17 protein-coding genes and 1 pseudogene are annotated in these 15,171 nt (G+C 50.1%); 8 read left to right on the top strand and 10 right to left on the bottom strand.

Annotated elements, in window-relative coordinates; translation table 11 throughout:
• Positions 1 to 23 precede the first annotated feature (23 nt).
• Positions 24 to 368, top strand: coding sequence for a DUF488 domain-containing protein (locus BJP35_RS13665; RefSeq protein ID WP_014169629.1), 345 nt, complete (start codon positions 24 to 26; stop codon positions 366 to 368).
• Here BJP35_RS13665 and BJP35_RS13660 read toward each other — a convergent pair whose 3' ends face one another.
• Entirely contained in the window at positions 369 to 674 is a 306-nt protein-coding gene (locus tag BJP35_RS13660) for a hypothetical protein (protein ID WP_020884446.1), read from the bottom strand. It lies immediately after the preceding gene.
• Between the two features lie 80 nt (positions 675 to 754).
• Positions 755 to 1,009, bottom strand: a complete 255-nt coding sequence (locus tag BJP35_RS13655; RefSeq protein WP_020884447.1) for a DUF333 domain-containing protein — start codon at positions 1,007 to 1,009, stop codon at positions 755 to 757.
• Positions 1,010 to 1,313: 304 nt separating this feature from the next.
• On the opposite strand from BJP35_RS13655, the gene BJP35_RS13650 reads away from it, so the two are divergent.
• Genes BJP35_RS13650 through yoaJ form a run of 3 tightly spaced genes read left to right on the top strand, consistent with a single transcriptional unit; the run spans position 1,314 to position 2,561 of the window.
• Positions 1,314 to 2,342, top strand: coding sequence for a sensor domain-containing diguanylate cyclase (locus tag BJP35_RS13650; protein ID WP_044868073.1), 1,029 nt, complete (start codon positions 1,314 to 1,316; stop codon positions 2,340 to 2,342).
• Positions 2,343 to 2,387: 45 nt separating this feature from the next.
• The gene (locus BJP35_RS13645; RefSeq protein ID WP_086463331.1) at positions 2,388 to 2,486 is read left to right on the top strand and encodes a YoaK family small membrane protein; all 99 of its coding nucleotides are present in this window, start codon (positions 2,388 to 2,390) and stop codon (positions 2,484 to 2,486) included.
• A complete protein-coding gene (gene yoaJ, locus BJP35_RS24845) occupies positions 2,487 to 2,561 on the top strand; it encodes a protein YoaJ (protein WP_071605476.1) in 75 nt (24 codons plus the stop codon).
• Positions 2,562 to 2,615: 54 nt separating this feature from the next.
• On the opposite strand, the gene BJP35_RS13640 is transcribed toward yoaJ, so the two are convergent.
• The 3 genes and pseudogenes from BJP35_RS13640 to BJP35_RS13630 all read right to left on the bottom strand — a co-directional run bounded on the left by BJP35_RS13640 (position 2,616) and on the right by BJP35_RS13630 (position 6,313).
• On the bottom strand, positions 2,616 to 2,864 hold the full coding sequence (locus tag BJP35_RS13640; RefSeq protein WP_006174788.1) for a GlsB/YeaQ/YmgE family stress response membrane protein: 249 nt from the start codon (positions 2,862 to 2,864) through the stop codon (positions 2,616 to 2,618).
• 275 nt (positions 2,865 to 3,139) lie between these two features.
• Positions 3,140 to 4,612, bottom strand: a complete 1,473-nt coding sequence (locus BJP35_RS13635; protein ID WP_032679672.1) for a sensor domain-containing diguanylate cyclase — start codon at positions 4,610 to 4,612, stop codon at positions 3,140 to 3,142.
• A gap of 180 nt (positions 4,613 to 4,792) precedes the next feature.
• Positions 4,793 to 6,313: pseudogene (locus BJP35_RS13630) on the bottom strand (EAL domain-containing protein).
• A gap of 237 nt (positions 6,314 to 6,550) precedes the next feature.
• On the opposite strand from BJP35_RS13630, the gene BJP35_RS13625 reads away from it, so the two are divergent.
• Positions 6,551 to 8,062, top strand: a complete 1,512-nt coding sequence (locus BJP35_RS13625; protein WP_047744446.1) for a cyclic diguanylate phosphodiesterase — start codon at positions 6,551 to 6,553, stop codon at positions 8,060 to 8,062.
• Here the strand turns inward: BJP35_RS13625 and BJP35_RS13620 are convergent.
• The 5 genes from BJP35_RS13620 to icd all read right to left on the bottom strand — a co-directional run bounded on the left by BJP35_RS13620 (position 8,059) and on the right by icd (position 12,754).
• Complete coding sequence (locus tag BJP35_RS13620) at positions 8,059 to 8,754, bottom strand: hypothetical protein (RefSeq protein ID WP_047744444.1); 696 nt, start codon at positions 8,752 to 8,754, stop codon at positions 8,059 to 8,061. The genes BJP35_RS13625 and BJP35_RS13620 overlap by 4 nt on opposite strands.
• 243 nt (positions 8,755 to 8,997) lie before the next feature.
• Positions 8,998 to 9,243 (bottom strand): YmjA family protein, encoded by a 246-nt coding sequence (locus tag BJP35_RS13615; protein ID WP_047744441.1) that lies wholly within the window; start codon positions 9,241 to 9,243, stop codon positions 8,998 to 9,000.
• A 76-nt stretch (positions 9,244 to 9,319) separates the two neighbouring features.
• Positions 9,320 to 9,670, bottom strand: a complete 351-nt coding sequence (locus BJP35_RS13610) for a DUF1304 domain-containing protein (protein ID WP_032681232.1) — start codon at positions 9,668 to 9,670, stop codon at positions 9,320 to 9,322.
• A 199-nt stretch (positions 9,671 to 9,869) separates the two neighbouring features.
• Positions 9,870 to 10,916: a glycosyl hydrolase gene (locus BJP35_RS13605; RefSeq protein WP_052951156.1), complete on the bottom strand. Its 1,047-nt coding sequence runs from the start codon at positions 10,914 to 10,916 to the stop codon at positions 9,870 to 9,872.
• Between the two features lie 587 nt (positions 10,917 to 11,503).
• Positions 11,504 to 12,754, bottom strand: coding sequence for an NADP-dependent isocitrate dehydrogenase (gene icd / locus BJP35_RS13600; protein ID WP_014169617.1), 1,251 nt, complete (start codon positions 12,752 to 12,754; stop codon positions 11,504 to 11,506).
• A gap of 117 nt (positions 12,755 to 12,871) precedes the next feature.
• Between icd and rluE the strand changes: the two genes are divergently transcribed.
• From rluE to mnmA, 3 genes are read left to right on the top strand one after another with little or no spacing between them, the layout of a single operon-like run.
• Positions 12,872 to 13,525, top strand: a complete 654-nt coding sequence (rluE, locus tag BJP35_RS13595) for a 23S rRNA pseudouridine(2457) synthase RluE (RefSeq protein WP_020884455.1) — start codon at positions 12,872 to 12,874, stop codon at positions 13,523 to 13,525.
• A 9-nt stretch (positions 13,526 to 13,534) separates the two neighbouring features.
• The gene (locus BJP35_RS13590) at positions 13,535 to 14,008 is read left to right on the top strand and encodes an NUDIX hydrolase (RefSeq protein WP_020884456.1); all 474 of its coding nucleotides are present in this window, start codon (positions 13,535 to 13,537) and stop codon (positions 14,006 to 14,008) included.
• Between the two features lie 40 nt (positions 14,009 to 14,048).
• Positions 14,049 to 15,161, top strand: coding sequence for a tRNA 2-thiouridine(34) synthase MnmA (gene mnmA, locus BJP35_RS13585; RefSeq protein WP_032670452.1), 1,113 nt, complete (start codon positions 14,049 to 14,051; stop codon positions 15,159 to 15,161).
• The last annotated feature ends 10 nt before the right edge of the window (positions 15,162 to 15,171 follow it).

The following is a 15,171-nucleotide window of genomic DNA, read 5'->3' as shown; positions in this document are numbered from 1 at the left end:
TTTGCCGCAGGTGAGGAGAAAAGATGATCCAGTGTAAACGCGTATACGAACAGGCAAGCCCGGACGATGGTTATCGGGTGCTGGTAGACAGACTCTGGCCGCGTGGCGTGAAGAAAACCGATCTCGCGTATGATGAATGGTGTAAAACGCTCACCCCGTCCAATGATTTACGCAAGGCGTTTCATAGCGAAACCCTTGATTTCAACGCCTTCAGCAAGGCGTACCGGGAAGAGCTGGCGCAGCACAAGGACGAGGGGTTGCGTCTTGCGGCGCTGGCCAGCAAGCAGACCTTAACCCTTCTCTATGGCGCGAAAGATAAGGAACACAATCACGCCCTGGTGTTAGCCGACTGGCTGCGTAATGTCTAGTCAGTCGATCATCAGTTCATCAAGGATTTGCGGCGCCGTATCCGGGGTAAGCGGCATCAGATGTTCGGCACGAATAAACGCAAAGCCGTGCTGATTGTCAAACGCGAAGACATCACCGGTCACCAGCCAAAGCGCGCGATCCGAGGTGGTGGGTAACTGCGTCATGACGCCATTGACCGGGTTAACGAAACGCTGGCCGGGCTGACACAGGCCAAACAGTTCAACAGATTTACCAATATTACGACGGCCGGACGCCGTGCGGGCACCGATGATCATCGCCATGCTGCCCGGTTTAAGCTGAAACATACTTCTCTCACGATAACGGTAGCCATCGAAAGGCTAAGAATAATCCTAAAGAGAAGTGTACCGCAGCCACTGTCCCGCTGTCACCTGGCAGGTTGCGGATGATCGCGACGATAAAGCGCCCATTCATCGATCACTTCGCCGCCAGGCAACTTGCACTCCGTGCGAACCCCTTGCGGGCTCTGAACCGGGACCTGTTCCCCGCCTTTATTCAGGCAGTAGACGGAGGCGGGATTAGCCATCCCGATAACATGGGGCGGTTTCGGGGCATCAGGCGGGGATGTTTTGGAGGTACAGGCGGCCAGCGGTAACGCCAGTGCCAGAAGCAGTAATCTCATCTCATTGATCCTTTTAACTTCATCAGACTTTAAGGGTAACGGGTCACCGCCGCTTTCTCCACGATTTCTCCATCTTAACTGCACTTTTCCACACTACAGTGGCACGTGTTCTCAATGACCAGAGAACATCATTCCGTAATCAAGATGTCTTTGCCCCGGTCTCAACATCGGGGCTTTTTTTCTCCCCCGCTCCCCTGTGATGAATATTAATATTTTTATATTCATGTTTTACTATGCCCGAAGTCGAAAAATTCAGCATAACATGCAGATGCAGACGTCTTCTGCATGGGAGTGAGCCTACGTCATGTCGGATATTATCCTTGCCCGTGTTTCAGAAACGCTCGCCACTGAGCAGTCCCTTGAAAGTCTCGTCCGCCAGCTGCTGGAGATGCTGGAGATTGTGACTGAAATGGAGTCCACCTACCTGACGAAGGTCGATATCAATGCGCGGCTGCAGCATATCCTCTACGCCCGCAACAGCAAGCAGATGCAGATCCCAGAGGGGCTGAGCGTTCCCTGGGGCGACACGTTGTGTAAGCGCGCCATTGAGAGTGGTACGTTGTTCAGTAACGAGGTGGCTGAGCGCTGGCCGGATTGCGATGCCGCGAAAGCCCTTGGCATTACAACCTACATGAGTATCCCTATTCATCTTGCGGATGGTTCACTCTATGGCACGCTCTGCGCCACCAGCACGGAAAAGAAACATCCCAGCGATCGCGGTGAACAAGTTCTGAAATTATTCGCCGGGTTGATTGCCCAGTATATTCAGAAAGAGTCGCTGGTGATCCAGCTTCGGGAAGCCAATGCGGCACTCATTGCGCACTCTTATACCGATGCCCTTACCGGATTACCAAACCGCCGCGCCATCTTCGAAGAGCTGACGACCCTGTTTTCACTGGCAAAGCACCTTAAACGCAACGCCATCATCGCGTTTATCGACCTTGATGATTTCAAGCTGATTAATGACCGTTACGGACATGAATCAGGCGATCGGTTCCTGATTGAAGTGGGTAAACGTCTGACTGAAGAAAAACAGGCGGACGAAATAATTGGCAGGCTGGGCGGTGATGAGTTTCTGGTGGCCTCACTTAGCCAAACCAACAGTACGGGTGAGAACACACAGATTAACCTGCTTAAAACGCGCCTCGACGCCCGTATTGCAGGAGAATACTGGCTGGGGAGCGTGAACATTATTTATCCTGGCGCCAGCTTCGGTGTGATTGAAGTTGACCCCACCGTGACCGATCCGGACAGTGCGTTACGCGCGGCTGATGTCGCGATGTATCAGCATAAGAAAGGAAAAAGCAAAACGTGCTTTCTCGCGATGGATTAACCCCGTACACTCTACGGCGTTATAAAAACCGAAACAGGTGATGGTATGAGAATAGGGATCCTCTTCCCGGTCGTTATTTTTATAACGGCGGTAGTGTTTTTTGCCTGGTTTTTTGTTGGTGGTTACGCTGCTCCGGGGGCATAAATGAGAAAAACAACCCTCATTATGCTGATCGTGGCAATCGTGGCTGTTGCAGGCTCGCAGCTAGGCTGGTGGTAAACCCACCACGTAAAAAGGCCGCCATATGGCAGCCTTTTTCAACATTTATCAGGCTTAGCTTTTGATTTTTCTGTAAATAAACAGAACAACCAACGCACCGATCACCGCGACAGCGAAGCTGCCGAAGTTAAAGCCATCGACCTTACCAAAGCCGAACAGCGTACTGATCCAACCGCCCACCACTGCACCGATAATCCCCAGTATTACGGTGACGATAAACCCACCGCCATCTTTGCCCGGCATAATCCACTTCGCCAGAATACCTGCAATAAGCCCAAAGATAATCCAGGATAAAATTCCCATAAGTTTCCTCTCCGTATGGTTTTTGTCATTAAATCAACGACACAAGAAAGGATAGCACAGGATTTCAGAAAGGAAATTTGTGATAAGCATCACAGTGAGAGAGTGCGCGTTTAATCATCAACAGCACCACAAGAAATGTGGGGTTGCATCTTTTGTTGAGAAAGATTATCTTTCTCAACACTGAATAGTTGAGTGAAACACTCAGGTATTCAGTACGACATTGCTCACATTGCTTCCAGTATTTCTTGCCCACTCTAGAGTGGGCTTTTTTTTGCCTACACCGCAACAAAAGCGTGCCGGTTTCGCCCTGCACGTTTTGCCTGATAGAGCGCCTGGTCGGCGGCTATAATGATGTTCTGCTGGCTGCCCGCGATATCCACGGCACGCGCAGTGGAGATCCCGACGCTAACCGTGACCCGCCCGAAGGGACTGAAAGCATGTTCAATATGCAGCGAAAAGACATTGCGAATGATCGTCTGACCGAGGCGGAGCGCTTCCTGAATATCCGTGTCTGGCAGGATCAGTGCAAACTCTTCCCCGCCATAGCGCGCCACAACCTGGTTGTCCCGGTTGAGGCTCTCCCTGAGGCTATTTCCCAGCAGGGTTAAACAGCGGTCCCCTTCGGGATGACCATAGTTATCGTTGTATTTTTTGAAGTAGTCCACATCGACAATCAACACCGAAATCGGGGCGTCGCTGGCCGCACAGGCCGCAATTTCTGACAGAATTTTTTCATCAAAAATGCGTCGGTTGAAAAGCCCGGTTAGCGCATCTTCAGACGCAATAATCTTCAGCGCTCTGTTATCCCGTGTTTTTCTGGATAAATCGGAATAGAGGAAACAGGACGCCGCAATGAGTATCGCGGTAAAAACCAAAATGAGTACAGAAAGCTGGAGAGCCTGCTTGCGCCAGGGGGCGAGCGCTTCTTGCGTACTGACCGCCACGGTGGTGACGAGCCCGTAGCGCTTGTTCTTCTCGAAAGCATAAATGCGTTCGATTTTATCAAACCGTGAGACAGAGCTGGCGATACCCGCGTTTTGTACCTTGAGGTATGTCCTGAAGAGAGGCGAATCCGAAACAATCGCACCAATGTAATTATTTTTAAACGGATGACGCACCAGCAACACGCCTGACTGGGTTGTTAAGCCGATCACGCCTGAGTGACCAATATTGATCTGCCCGTATAACGCCAGAAAATTTTCGATACCCAGCGTAACCACAACGACACCGTTAAACGCGCCGGTAGGGGTTTCCAGCCGACGACTAATGGTTATGACCCATTTACCATTCGTTCTGCTGACCACCGGCTGGCCAATAAAAATCTGCTGGCTCTTATTTTCTTTGTGGTAGATAAAAAACGACCTGTCCACCCCTTTCCGGGGTCCGGAAAAACTTTCATGCAGTGCCGTAAAAATATTCCCTTGCGCATCGTAAACAACCACATTATTTATCTGGATAAGAAGATTATCCTGATTGCTTATCATCCGCTGGATATTTTTGGCCTGTTGTGGGGTCATGCCATAAATTTTGATTATGTCGGAAACCGAAGTAATCAACATTTCACTTTGGCGCATGATCCCTTCGCTGTACACGTCTAAGGTATGGCTCAGGTTGGCAACGCTGGTGTTTATTTGCTGGATTGACTGCTGCCTGGACGTGGTAATTTGGACGGCAAGCGACAGCGAAATGATCAATGAGACAATGATGACGGTAATAGTTGTTGTGTAAAAAGTATTTTTCACATGCACGAGCTCTTCCACCTTATCACGCCTGACATCCCTGGCTGACAACTAGAGTCACTGTAACAAAGCTCAGGATAAGAGGAAAATGAATTGCACTTAAGCATACAACAGAAATCTGATGATATTTCGCTTTTCGCAAACGAGCATCAGATATTATTACTGGGCCCCTTTCACAGAAAAAATCTCTTACAGACTGACCTTCTCCAGGGGCTTAGATAAGATGACTTTAATAAATTCTTTATACGAGACCGGTTTACCAAAATAGTATCCCTGCAACAGGGTAATCTGATTACGGTTGAGATAGTCCAGTTGCTCCTTCGTTTCTACCCCTTCAGCCACGATATGCAGTGAGAGTTTTTTCGCCAGGTCAATCACACAGTCCAGCAGGATCGTAGAGTCTTTCGCCTCTGATACCCGGTTCACGAAACTTTTATCGATTTTAATATAATCAATCGCCAGCGCGTGCAGACAGGAGAGTCCGGAATACCCGGTCCCAAAGTCATCAAGCGCAATGACGAAACCGGCGTTATGTAACGCATTGAGATTTTCCACCAGATGAGGATTATCGATCAGCGGTTCACGCTCGGTCACTTCGAGAACCAGTTTGACCTCTTTACCATAAAAGCCTTTTCCAAAGACCCGGCAGTCAGCGATAAAAGAAGGCGCATTGATGTGTCTGGCGCTGATGTTCACCCCGATGTGAAATCCGTCCGGCAACTTAGGCAAAAGCGGCTTAAGCTCGGTCACCACTTTCGCCATTAAATTTTTGGTCAGCGGAATTATCAGACCGCTGCGCTCGGCAATCGGAATAAAAACATCCGGTGGGATAAAGCCTGATTTTGGGTGCTTCCACCTTGCCAGTACTTCCACGCCATACAAACCGCCGGTATCACCATTCACGATCGGCTGATAGTACGGAACGATCTGGCCGTGGATGATGGCTTTACGCAGATCGTCTTCAAACGAGCTGCTTTTCCCCCTCTAGCGACGGATAAGAATGCCAACAGCCGCAGATAACGCAAGGATAAGCAGTATCAGGCTCCATCCCTGGTGCAGTAAACGCGTCAGGCTGAAAAAGGCGGGAGGCTGCCAGGCCATGCTAAACGGAAAATGTGCCGATGCTGTTAAGGAACCCGCCCACTTCACGGGGGGCCAGCCGGTCACATCCCCCGCGCCGGCTATCGCTTTTTCGCCAACAACCAGCCTCAGCCCCGTGCTGTTTGCTGCACTCGCAATAACATCCCGCAAATGCGCGTCGCTAACGCTTACGATAACGCGCCCTTTCGCGACGGGCATCTGAAAAAGTAACACCGGAATGCCGTTCACCAGGCGATTACCGGGGAGCAGCATCAATTCTTTGTTGGGCAGCGTCTGCGGGCGAACAATCAATACGCCGTTTCCGGGAAGGGAGGTACAGACGATCCTGCCCTGCTGCTCAATCATAATGGCGCGAAGATGCGGTTTCAGCGCAGCTTCCGAACCCAGTTCACGTTGTCCGGTGTCGGTACACCCTTCAGCGGCGACCCGTTTTGCGGTATCTGCAGCACTGACAGCCTCAGCAAGAATGGCCTCAATTTTACGCGTGCTTGCGGCGGCGGTTTCGGCATAATTTGACCGGGCCATATGCCACAACTGCCAGTTAATGATCAGCATGCCACTCAGAAACACAAATAAGGCACACAGAATGGGGAGCATAACGTTGCGCACGATTTTTTCCTTAAGAGAAAAATGCTCATTTATGACCTGTATAAGGCGATCGCCTGGCAAACTCTGCGCTGCTTAAAGCAATGTGAAAAGTTTAGTTAAGATTTATCTTAAAAAACTGGTACTTCCGCATGAGTTACTCTGACTGAATAAGATAAACCTCCGTTATTATCAGGCTTGTGCCTTGCCCTGGCTGTGTTAAGATTTGTGAAATCAGGGAGCGGACGGGACCACTGGAAAATGAAAAAGATCATTGCCGTTGCTATCATTTCAACGTTGCTGGTCGCCCTCTCTCTCTACGCGGTTAATGCGGTTATCGTGGCCCAGGAAAAGAGCAAACAGCTCGAGGTTTCCCATTCCCTTTTGCAATATTCAGAAGGCCTGTCTCAAAGTGTGGCGCAGGCGCTCAAAAGCATTACTACACAGGGTTGTGATAAAACCAGTCTCGATAGTTACAGGCAGATAAAGTTAGATAGCCTCTATTTCGGGGATATCGGTTTTATTGAAAAGGGGAAAATAGCCTGTACTGCTTTTTGGGGTAAACTCGCCACTCCCGTTGCCCTTCCTGCAGAGCTGCATAAAACGCCACGGGGTTTTCTTCTGGCACAGTTTTCCAGAAAAGATTTTTTTACAGGCAATGCGGCAATTTATAATAACGTGATTATATTCACCTCCCGCTATGCTTACGATAAGTTCACGCCGATTACGGCGAACTATTCACTGAGTACGACGACCAAAGATTTCGGCAGAACATTTTTCTCAGCCTCCCCGGTGATAAAAGAACAGAGCTGGCTGCATTCAAATCTGTTTACCTTAACCCTGACGCAGTGCAGCGCCGTATGGGATTTGTGTGTTATCGTGAAGCATCACAACGCAGGGCTGGCTTCGTTGTCGCTGGTGGTGTTTACCCTTCTCACGGCAATTCTGGCTTTCATCTGGATAGCGATCACGCTGTTTTTCTTCCGCATCTATGAAGATCGGTTCTCACTGGAGCGCACGCTGGTTAACGCGGTAAAAGCCAATACCATCAGCGTTAACTACCAGCCCATTATTCGAATCCAGGATAAAAAAATGGTGGGCGTTGAAGTTCTGTCGAGATGGCGCGATAACAATCATGGAGAGGTCTCGCCTGAGCTCTTTATTCCCTTAATTAAGAAAATTGGCCTGTATCAAAAGTATTATATCAATATCATCGAAAAATCCCTGGCAGAAATCGCCTCGCTGGCGATTAAACATCAGCTGGTGATTTCATTAAACATTGGTCGAACCGAGATTGAAGACGGGCAATTCATTAAGATTCTGTGTCGTGAGTGTTTAGTGAATAGCATTCCACTCTCCTTGATAAAAGTCGAACTCTCTGAAAAGGCGGTCTCCACTGCGGATGTTCTCGAAGGGTTTTGTCAGGCGTTAAAATCACTGGGTGTGAGAATATCAATTGACGATTTTGGAGTACAAAACTCTAACCTCGCCCGCATATCGCTTCTGGAATACGATGAGATCAAAATAGACAAATCGCTGGTAGATGGTATTAATGAGCATTATAAACAAAATATATTCGTCATCTTTAGTGACGCCCTCGCCAGACTGAATAAAACGCTCGTCTTTGAAGGTGTGGAAAGCGAAACGCAATATCGCTTTATCGCAGACCGGTATCCTGATGCCCTGATTCAGGGATGGTATTTCTCTAAATCACTGACCATTGATGAACTGACGCAGCAACTTAACAACGATAAGCAAAAACCAGCGCGTTAGCATGTCAACATTGACGACGTGACGGCTCTGCATAGCGTCCAGTTATAATTCACGACGTTGAGTTTTAGCTCTCCGCAAACCTCACCGTAACGCTGCATGCGGCGCTCACGGAAAAACGCCCTCAGTGATTCAGGCAGACAGTCTGCCTGGTAGCGTAACAGCGTAGTGTGCCAGAACGGCGCTGGCAAAGGGGTATTGCCATGGCGTAAGCGCAACGCCTCTTGCCAGTCCGTCGTTAACAGACGTTCACAAAACGCCTGCCGCTGCCTCAAGGCAAGTGTATCGGGTATGCCTGCAAGCAAGAGCTGGTTGGGCAATGCCACCAGCCGGAGTTCCCGAACCGTGATACCCAGACCGGCAAAAGGGATCCATGCGTCGATAAGCTGATGCATCTTCGTCGGTAACGGTGCATTCTCGTCGTAGAGAGGGAGCGTTATGGGTACGAAGGTGAAATGGAAGCCGGATGGCGGCTGGAGGTCTACTAAAGAATCGTGGCGGGTCAACGCCCGCAGTTCCTGAAACAATATGTCGACAGACGCGGCCATTTCCGGCTGGAAACCTGTCGCCAGTGCGAGCTTTTGCGTAGCATAAAACGGCTCCCTTACCGCTCCGATACCGTCCCGCGTTTCCCAGAGCGCCAGCGTCTTCGCGTTGGTGTCGTGGTAATGTTTTTCCAGATCAGACGTTTCCATTTCTTTCCTAAAAACATATAGTCGTCACATTCAGACCGTAGATTACCCTGAAGCACACTCTCATTTGGTTAAAACGTGAAAAATTCTCTGTTGTTTCCGCTGGTACTCTTTTTCCTGATCGTTATTTTCGCCCTGCTCATCGGTAAACCCTCAACGCACATCCCGGATAAAAAATGCATGTGGTCCGATAGCGTGATGCTGAGCTGTTTAGCAAAGCATCATCACAACGGTTTTTGAGGCGGACTATTCATTTCCCCACTGATTGAGGAAGTTCGCAATATCATCAATGCGCGCGCTACGGATGCCGGCTTCACTCGCCATCTCTTGCTGGGCTTCCTCGCTGATCTCTTCATTGTTCGATAAACGGGTGAGCAGCAACTGGAAATAACAGGCAAGAGGATCGCGCTCTGCCTCACTTACCGGCTCCGCGGCTTCCGACGCGTATTCATCGACGATGTCATAATACTTAAGTGGAATTTCATTGGGCATAAACAGTCTCTTCTCTGACCTTTAAGGGTAATGCGTAAGTATATCGGACGGCACTCTTAGACCAAAGCCTTGTTAATCAACGCAACCACAATGCAATCAATGCAGCCAGCGCCGGTAAAGCCTGAACACAGAGTATTTTTCGGCTGGCGGTCATGGCACCGTAAATGCCCGCAATCAGCACGCAGGTCAAAAAGAAGAAGACCACAGGAACACCGCTTTCACCAAGCCACAGTCCCCAGAGCAGTCCCGCCGCCAGAAAACCGTTATACAACCCCTGATTTGCGGCCAGCACGCGGGTATCGCGTGCAAAATCAGGGCTGAGATTAAATGCCTTGTGGCCTGTTTTTGTGTTCCACAGGAACATTTCCAGCACAAGTATGTAGAGATGAATTAATGCAACAATAGCGACAAGGATCGTAGCTAACATCTTGCAGTCTCCCGCAGGCAGAGGAAAAAAACGGGGACCCTCTGGCCCCCGTTCACGTTTAACCCAGAATCTGGATGACATATTCGCGATGATCGCGTCGCCAGACTCTGAACATTTTAGCATCTTCTATAGCGTTAACGATTGGGCCAGCGACTTCAACCATTTTATATGGTGCATCAACGTGACACCGGAACGTACATTAACTCAGAACGCTGCCGTTCCATACCTCTCCGAGATTTATTACCCGGTCATTATTGTATGCACCAGAGGCATTCAGGTTTTTCAGCGGGCTCCAGTCATTGTTCCAGGGGATAAACATGGTTGCTTTAGGGTATTTCTGAAGAATAACACTCACTAAGTTTGCATAATCAAACTGGCCGTTAATTGTTGATGGCCCCACTTCTGCAAAGGCAAACGGCTTATTCAATGCCACCATTTCATCGTAACCGTTTACAGTGGCAGGATTGTCTGTATACAAATCCAGGCCAGTAATATCAACATACTCTGCGCCAGGGTAATAAGATGTCTTATAATCCCGGTTTGCATCAGGAGAGAAGACCCAGAGTAAATTGTTTAACCCTTTCGTTTTAACGAAATAGTTAAAGATATCCTGATACAGGCGTCGATACAGATCCATACGTACAGTATCGTTTGTATTCTCACCGGTTGCCCCCCACCAGAACCACTCGCCATTCATCTCATGCAAGGGTCGATAAAAGACGGTGACACCTTTCTCATTCAGTTGCTGTAGGCCCTGAGCGACCTTATCAAGCATTGCCAGCCAGCGCCCACGCGCCGGTGTTCCAGACTGTAAGATTGCAGAAAATTCATCATTACTCACAGGATGCTTGAGAGCCCCCTTTCCATCACCAGGATTATTCCCCGCAAAACAAGGGTTTGGTAAATGGTGACTGATCGCGACCAGTCCGCCTTTTTTCCAGTGGTCGATCAGATCGGCATTACAACCAAAATCGATCAAACTGGCTTCCTCTCCAGGGGTACAGGCATCCCAGCCACGGGCATAGTCAGCGCTATAAATAGCGGGGAATTTCCCGGTCAGGGCCTGCAGGTCTTTTCCTTGTTGCAGGGAAAAAGCATCGACGCCGCCGATATTGCTATAGCCACCAAAAATACCTGAAATGAGCTTTTTACCCTGTCGTTCGGACAGACCACACAACCACTGATAAATCATTTTCGCATTATTATCTGCAGACTGATTTGCGGGTATTACAGTAAAAGTACTCATTTGTAGAATATCCTTACGTCTCGATTGGAAAATACATGGCAATGAATGACCATGCGTGTTTGCTATGTACACAATAAAACCGACATTACCCGGCTTTATTTTTTCGTACAGTTTGTCTCACTTTTCCCACTACCGCGGAAAGTGCCAGCGCAGCAATACCGTTTGATTAAACAACTTGCTGCGACAGGGATATTTATATCAGCCGCCTGCTTAAAATGATGCTAATTCACGTTGTGCTATCTCCCGTAATACGAGTGATATTCCGCACACCAGAAAGTTATGCTGACAACAGAATTAATGAGGGTTTCACCGTAATCGTCGTACCCGATTAGTTAGATCAGGTATTCATGAGCGCGGCACCGGGTGAGGCCGTACACCATAACAATGAATTTAGTGAGACGTGGAATTAAGATATTCAAGAAATTTTGGGGCATACATCGCCGAATCAAACGGCGAAAGCGCATGATGGCCCGGTAGAGTGTGGACGGTAAATGCTATTGAAGGAGGGGTTTTGATAACCGTACGAAATCGAATAATAAAAAACGGGAACCAGTTGGCTCCCGTTCTTGTTTAACCCAGACTCTGGATTACATGTTCGCGATAATCGCGTCGCCAAACTCTGAGCATTTCAGCAGCTTAGCGCCTTCCATCAGACGTTCGAAATCGTACGTTACGGTTTTGGCGTTAATCGCGCCTTCCATACCTTTAACGATCAGGTCAGCCGCTTCGAACCATTCCATATGACGGAGCATCATTTCTGCAGACAGGATGATAGAACCTGGGTTCACTTTATCCTGGCCGGCATATTTTGGTGCCGTACCGTGGGTCGCTTCGAACAGTGCGCACTCGTCACCGATGTTCGCACCAGGAGCGATACCAATACCGCCAACCTGCGCCGCCAGGGCGTCGGAGATATAGTCGCCGTTCAGGTTCATACAGGCGATAACGTCATATTCAGCAGGACGCAGCAGGATCTGCTGCAGGAACGCATCGGCGATCACATCTTTAATGATGATCTCTTTGCCGGTGTTCGGGTTCTTGATCTTCTGCCACGGACCACCGTCAATCAGCTCACCACCGAACTCTTCCATCGCCAGCTGGTAGCCCCAGTCTTTGAATGCGCCTTCGGTGAACTTCATGATGTTGCCTTTGTGAACCAGCGTCACAGAGTCACGGTCGTTGGTGATCGCGTATTCAATGGCCGCACGCACCAAACGTTTAGTCCCTTCTTCGGAGCAAGGCTTGATACCGATACCGCAATGCTCAGGGAAGCGAATTTTCTTCACGCCCATCTCTTCGCGCAGGAATTTAATCACTTTCTCTGCGTCAGCAGAGTCCGCTTTCCACTCGATGCCCGCGTAGATGTCTTCTGAGTTTTCGCGGAAGATAACCATGTCGGTCAGTTCAGGGTGCTTAACCGGGCTTGGGGTGCCCTGATAGTAACGAACCGGACGCAGACACACGTACAGGTCCAGCTCCTGACGCAGCGCAACGTTCAGGGAACGAATACCGCCACCGACTGGAGTTGTCAGAGGGCCTTTAATAGCAACGCGGTAGTCGCGGATCAGGTCCAGCGTTTCAGCTGGCAGCCAAACGTCCTGGCCATAAACTTGAGTAGATTTTTCACCGGTGTAAATTTCCATCCAGGAAATTTTACGCTCGCCTTTGTAGGCTTTCTCAACAGCGGCATCAACCACTTTCAGCATTGCCGGGGTAACGTCTACACCGATACCGTCACCTTCGATGAACGGGATAATCGGATTGTGAGGAACGTTAATCTTGCCGTTTTGCAGGGTGATCTTTTTACCTTCCGCCGGAACAACTACTTTGCTTTCCATTAACCTCTCCTTCGAGCGCTTCTGGTTGTTACTGATCTTATGTTAATAAATTGTAATGAGCCCTTCGATAGTACCTGATTGTCCGACGCCATGAAAGGTCTTCGTTAATAGGCTATAATGCGGCAATTGATAACGTCTGAAAATACCATGAAGAAAACTTCTTTTACAAAACACCGGGTTGAGCGATTCAGCTCACGACAAGCCGCCAGAAGACCACAAGAATCCCAGCCAAAGCGGGTGATTTTGTTCAATAAACCCTACGATGTTTTGCCGCAGTTTACTGACGAAGCCGGACGCAGCACGCTGAAGGATTACATTCCTGTTCAGGGCGTCTACGCCGCTGGCCGTCTGGACCGGGATAGCGAAGGACTTCTGGTCTTAACCAACGATGGTGCCTTACAGGCCAGGCTCACTCAGCCGGGCAAACGCACGGGAAAGATTTACTTCGTCCAGGTTGAAGGTGAACCGGATGATGAGACGCTGGCGACATTACGCCGCGGCGTGACGTTAAACGATGGTCCTACCTTGCCTGCAGGTATTGAGCTCGTCAGCGAGCCGGAATGGCTGTGGCCACGCACGCCGCCTATCCGCGAGCGCAAATCCATCCCGACGAGCTGGCTCAAGATCACCCTTTATGAAGGCCGTAATCGCCAGGTTCGCCGGATGACCGCACACGTGGGCTTCCCTACCCTGCGACTTATTCGCTACGCCATGGGCAACTTCACCCTGGATTCACTGGCAAACGGTGAATGGCGGGACGTTACCCCTTAAGGAGTCACTATGTTTAAACCGCATGTCACGGTCGCCTGCGTGGTTCACGCGCAGGGTAAGTTTCTGGTCGTAGAAGAGAGTATTAACGGCAAGGCGCTGTGGAACCAGCCTGCCGGGCACCTAGAAGCCAATGAAACCTTACTGCAGGCCGCTAAACGCGAACTGTGGGAAGAGACCGGTATCCACGCGGAGCCGCAGCACTTCATCCGTATGCACCAGTGGATTGCCCCTGATCACACCCCGTTCCTGCGCTTTTTATTTGCCGTCGAGCTTAGCGAAACGTGCGCCACAGAGCCGCAGGACGATGATATCGATCGCTGCCTGTGGGTCACTGCCGAAGAGATCCTGAACGCGCCAAACCTGCGCTCGCCGCTGGTTGCCGAGAGTATCCGCTGCTGGCAGTCTGCTGGTCGCCTGCCGCTGGAGGTGATTGGAGAATTTAACTGGCCGTTTACAGAGGGTGCCAATGGTGGGGGGGCGTGATAGAATACGCCGCCTTGAAGTTCAATGTCGTGAGTATTCCATGTCAGATAACAGCCAGAAAAAAGTGATCGTCGGCATGTCCGGCGGTGTCGATTCCTCCGTTTCCGCCTACCTGTTGCAACAACAGGGCTATAAGGTGGAGGGCCTGTTCATGAAGAACTGGGAGGAAGATGATGGCGAGGAATATTGCACTGCTGCTGCGGATCTCGCCGATGCGCAGGCGGTGTGCGATAAGCTGGGCATTGAACTGCACACCGTTAACTTTGCCGCAGAATACTGGGACAACGTCTTCGAGCTTTTCCTTGAAGAGTACAAAGCCGGTCGTACCCCGAACCCGGACATTCTGTGCAACAAAGAGATCAAATTTAAAGCCTTCCTGGAATTCGCCGCAGAAGATCTGGGCGCAGACTATATTGCGACCGGGCACTACGTGCGTCGTGCCGATGTGAATGGCAAAAGCCAGCTGCTGCGCGGTCTGGATGGCAACAAAGATCAAAGCTACTTCCTTTATACACTCAGCCACGAACAGATTGCGCAAAGCCTGTTCCCGGTAGGCGAGCTTGAAAAGCCGCAGGTGCGTAAAATCGCCGAAGAGCTGGATCTGATCACTGCTAAGAAAAAAGACTCTACCGGTATCTGTTTTATCGGCGAGCGTAAATTCCGCGATTTCCTTGGTCGTTACCTGCCGGCACAGCCGGGCAAAATCGTTACCGTCGACGGTGATGAAATTGGTCAACATCAGGGGCTGATGTACCACACGCTGGGCCAGCGTAAAGGGCTGGGTATTGGCGGCACCAAAGAAGGCAGCGAAGATCCGTGGTACGTCGTAGATAAAGATGTCGAAAACAATATTCTGGTTGTTGCTCAGGGCCACGACCATCCGCGTCTGATGTCCGTCGGCCTCATCGCACAACAGCTGCACTGGGTCGATCGTGAGCCGCTGAAGGGTACGCTGCGCTGCACGGTAAAAACACGCTATCGCCAGACCGATATCCCTTGTACCGTCACCGCGCTGGATGATGAACGCATTGATGTGCGTTTCGACGAGCCGGTTGCGGCGGTCACCCCAGGCCAGTCCGCCGTATTCTACAGCGGCGAAATCTGTCTGGGCGGCGGGATCATTGAACAGCGCCTGCCGCTGCCGGCCGTTTAACACGATTGCA

Origin of the sequence: Enterobacter sp. J49 (genome assembly GCF_002148625.1) — a bacterium.
Classification (GTDB): domain Bacteria; phylum Pseudomonadota; class Gammaproteobacteria; order Enterobacterales; family Enterobacteriaceae; genus Enterobacter; species Enterobacter ludwigii.
Note: the sequence above shows the minus strand (reverse complement) of the source record. Positions and strands in the feature narration are given on the sequence as shown.

Excerpts from the sequence above, each read along its gene's own strand:
- BJP35_RS13610 (WP_032681232.1), bottom strand. The coding sequence starts at position 9,670 with ATGTTAGCTACGATCCTTGTCGCTATTGTTGCATTAATTCATCTCTAC.
- BJP35_RS13615 (WP_047744441.1), bottom strand. The coding sequence starts at position 9,243 with ATGCCCAATGAAATTCCACTTAAGTATTATGACATCGTCGATGAATAC.
- rluE (WP_020884455.1), top strand. The coding sequence starts at position 12,872 with ATGCGGCAATTGATAACGTCTGAAAATACCATGAAGAAAACTTCTTTT.
- BJP35_RS13605 (WP_052951156.1), bottom strand. The coding sequence starts at position 10,916 with ATGAGTACTTTTACTGTAATACCCGCAAATCAGTCTGCAGATAATAAT.
- BJP35_RS13645 (WP_086463331.1), top strand. The coding sequence starts at position 2,388 with ATGAGAATAGGGATCCTCTTCCCGGTCGTTATTTTTATAACGGCGGTA.
- BJP35_RS13665 (WP_014169629.1), top strand. The coding sequence starts at position 24 with ATGATCCAGTGTAAACGCGTATACGAACAGGCAAGCCCGGACGATGGT.
- BJP35_RS13620 (WP_047744444.1), bottom strand. The coding sequence starts at position 8,754 with ATGGAAACGTCTGATCTGGAAAAACATTACCACGACACCAACGCGAAG.
- mnmA (WP_032670452.1), top strand. The coding sequence starts at position 14,049 with ATGTCAGATAACAGCCAGAAAAAAGTGATCGTCGGCATGTCCGGCGGT.
- BJP35_RS13650 (WP_044868073.1), top strand. The coding sequence starts at position 1,314 with ATGTCGGATATTATCCTTGCCCGTGTTTCAGAAACGCTCGCCACTGAG.
- icd (WP_014169617.1), bottom strand. The coding sequence starts at position 12,754 with ATGGAAAGCAAAGTAGTTGTTCCGGCGGAAGGTAAAAAGATCACCCTG.
- BJP35_RS13625 (WP_047744446.1), top strand. The coding sequence starts at position 6,551 with ATGAAAAAGATCATTGCCGTTGCTATCATTTCAACGTTGCTGGTCGCC.
- BJP35_RS13640 (WP_006174788.1), bottom strand. The coding sequence starts at position 2,864 with ATGGGAATTTTATCCTGGATTATCTTTGGGCTTATTGCAGGTATTCTG.
- BJP35_RS13655 (WP_020884447.1), bottom strand. The coding sequence starts at position 1,009 with ATGAGATTACTGCTTCTGGCACTGGCGTTACCGCTGGCCGCCTGTACC.
- BJP35_RS13590 (WP_020884456.1), top strand. The coding sequence starts at position 13,535 with ATGTTTAAACCGCATGTCACGGTCGCCTGCGTGGTTCACGCGCAGGGT.
- BJP35_RS13660 (WP_020884446.1), bottom strand. The coding sequence starts at position 674 with ATGTTTCAGCTTAAACCGGGCAGCATGGCGATGATCATCGGTGCCCGC.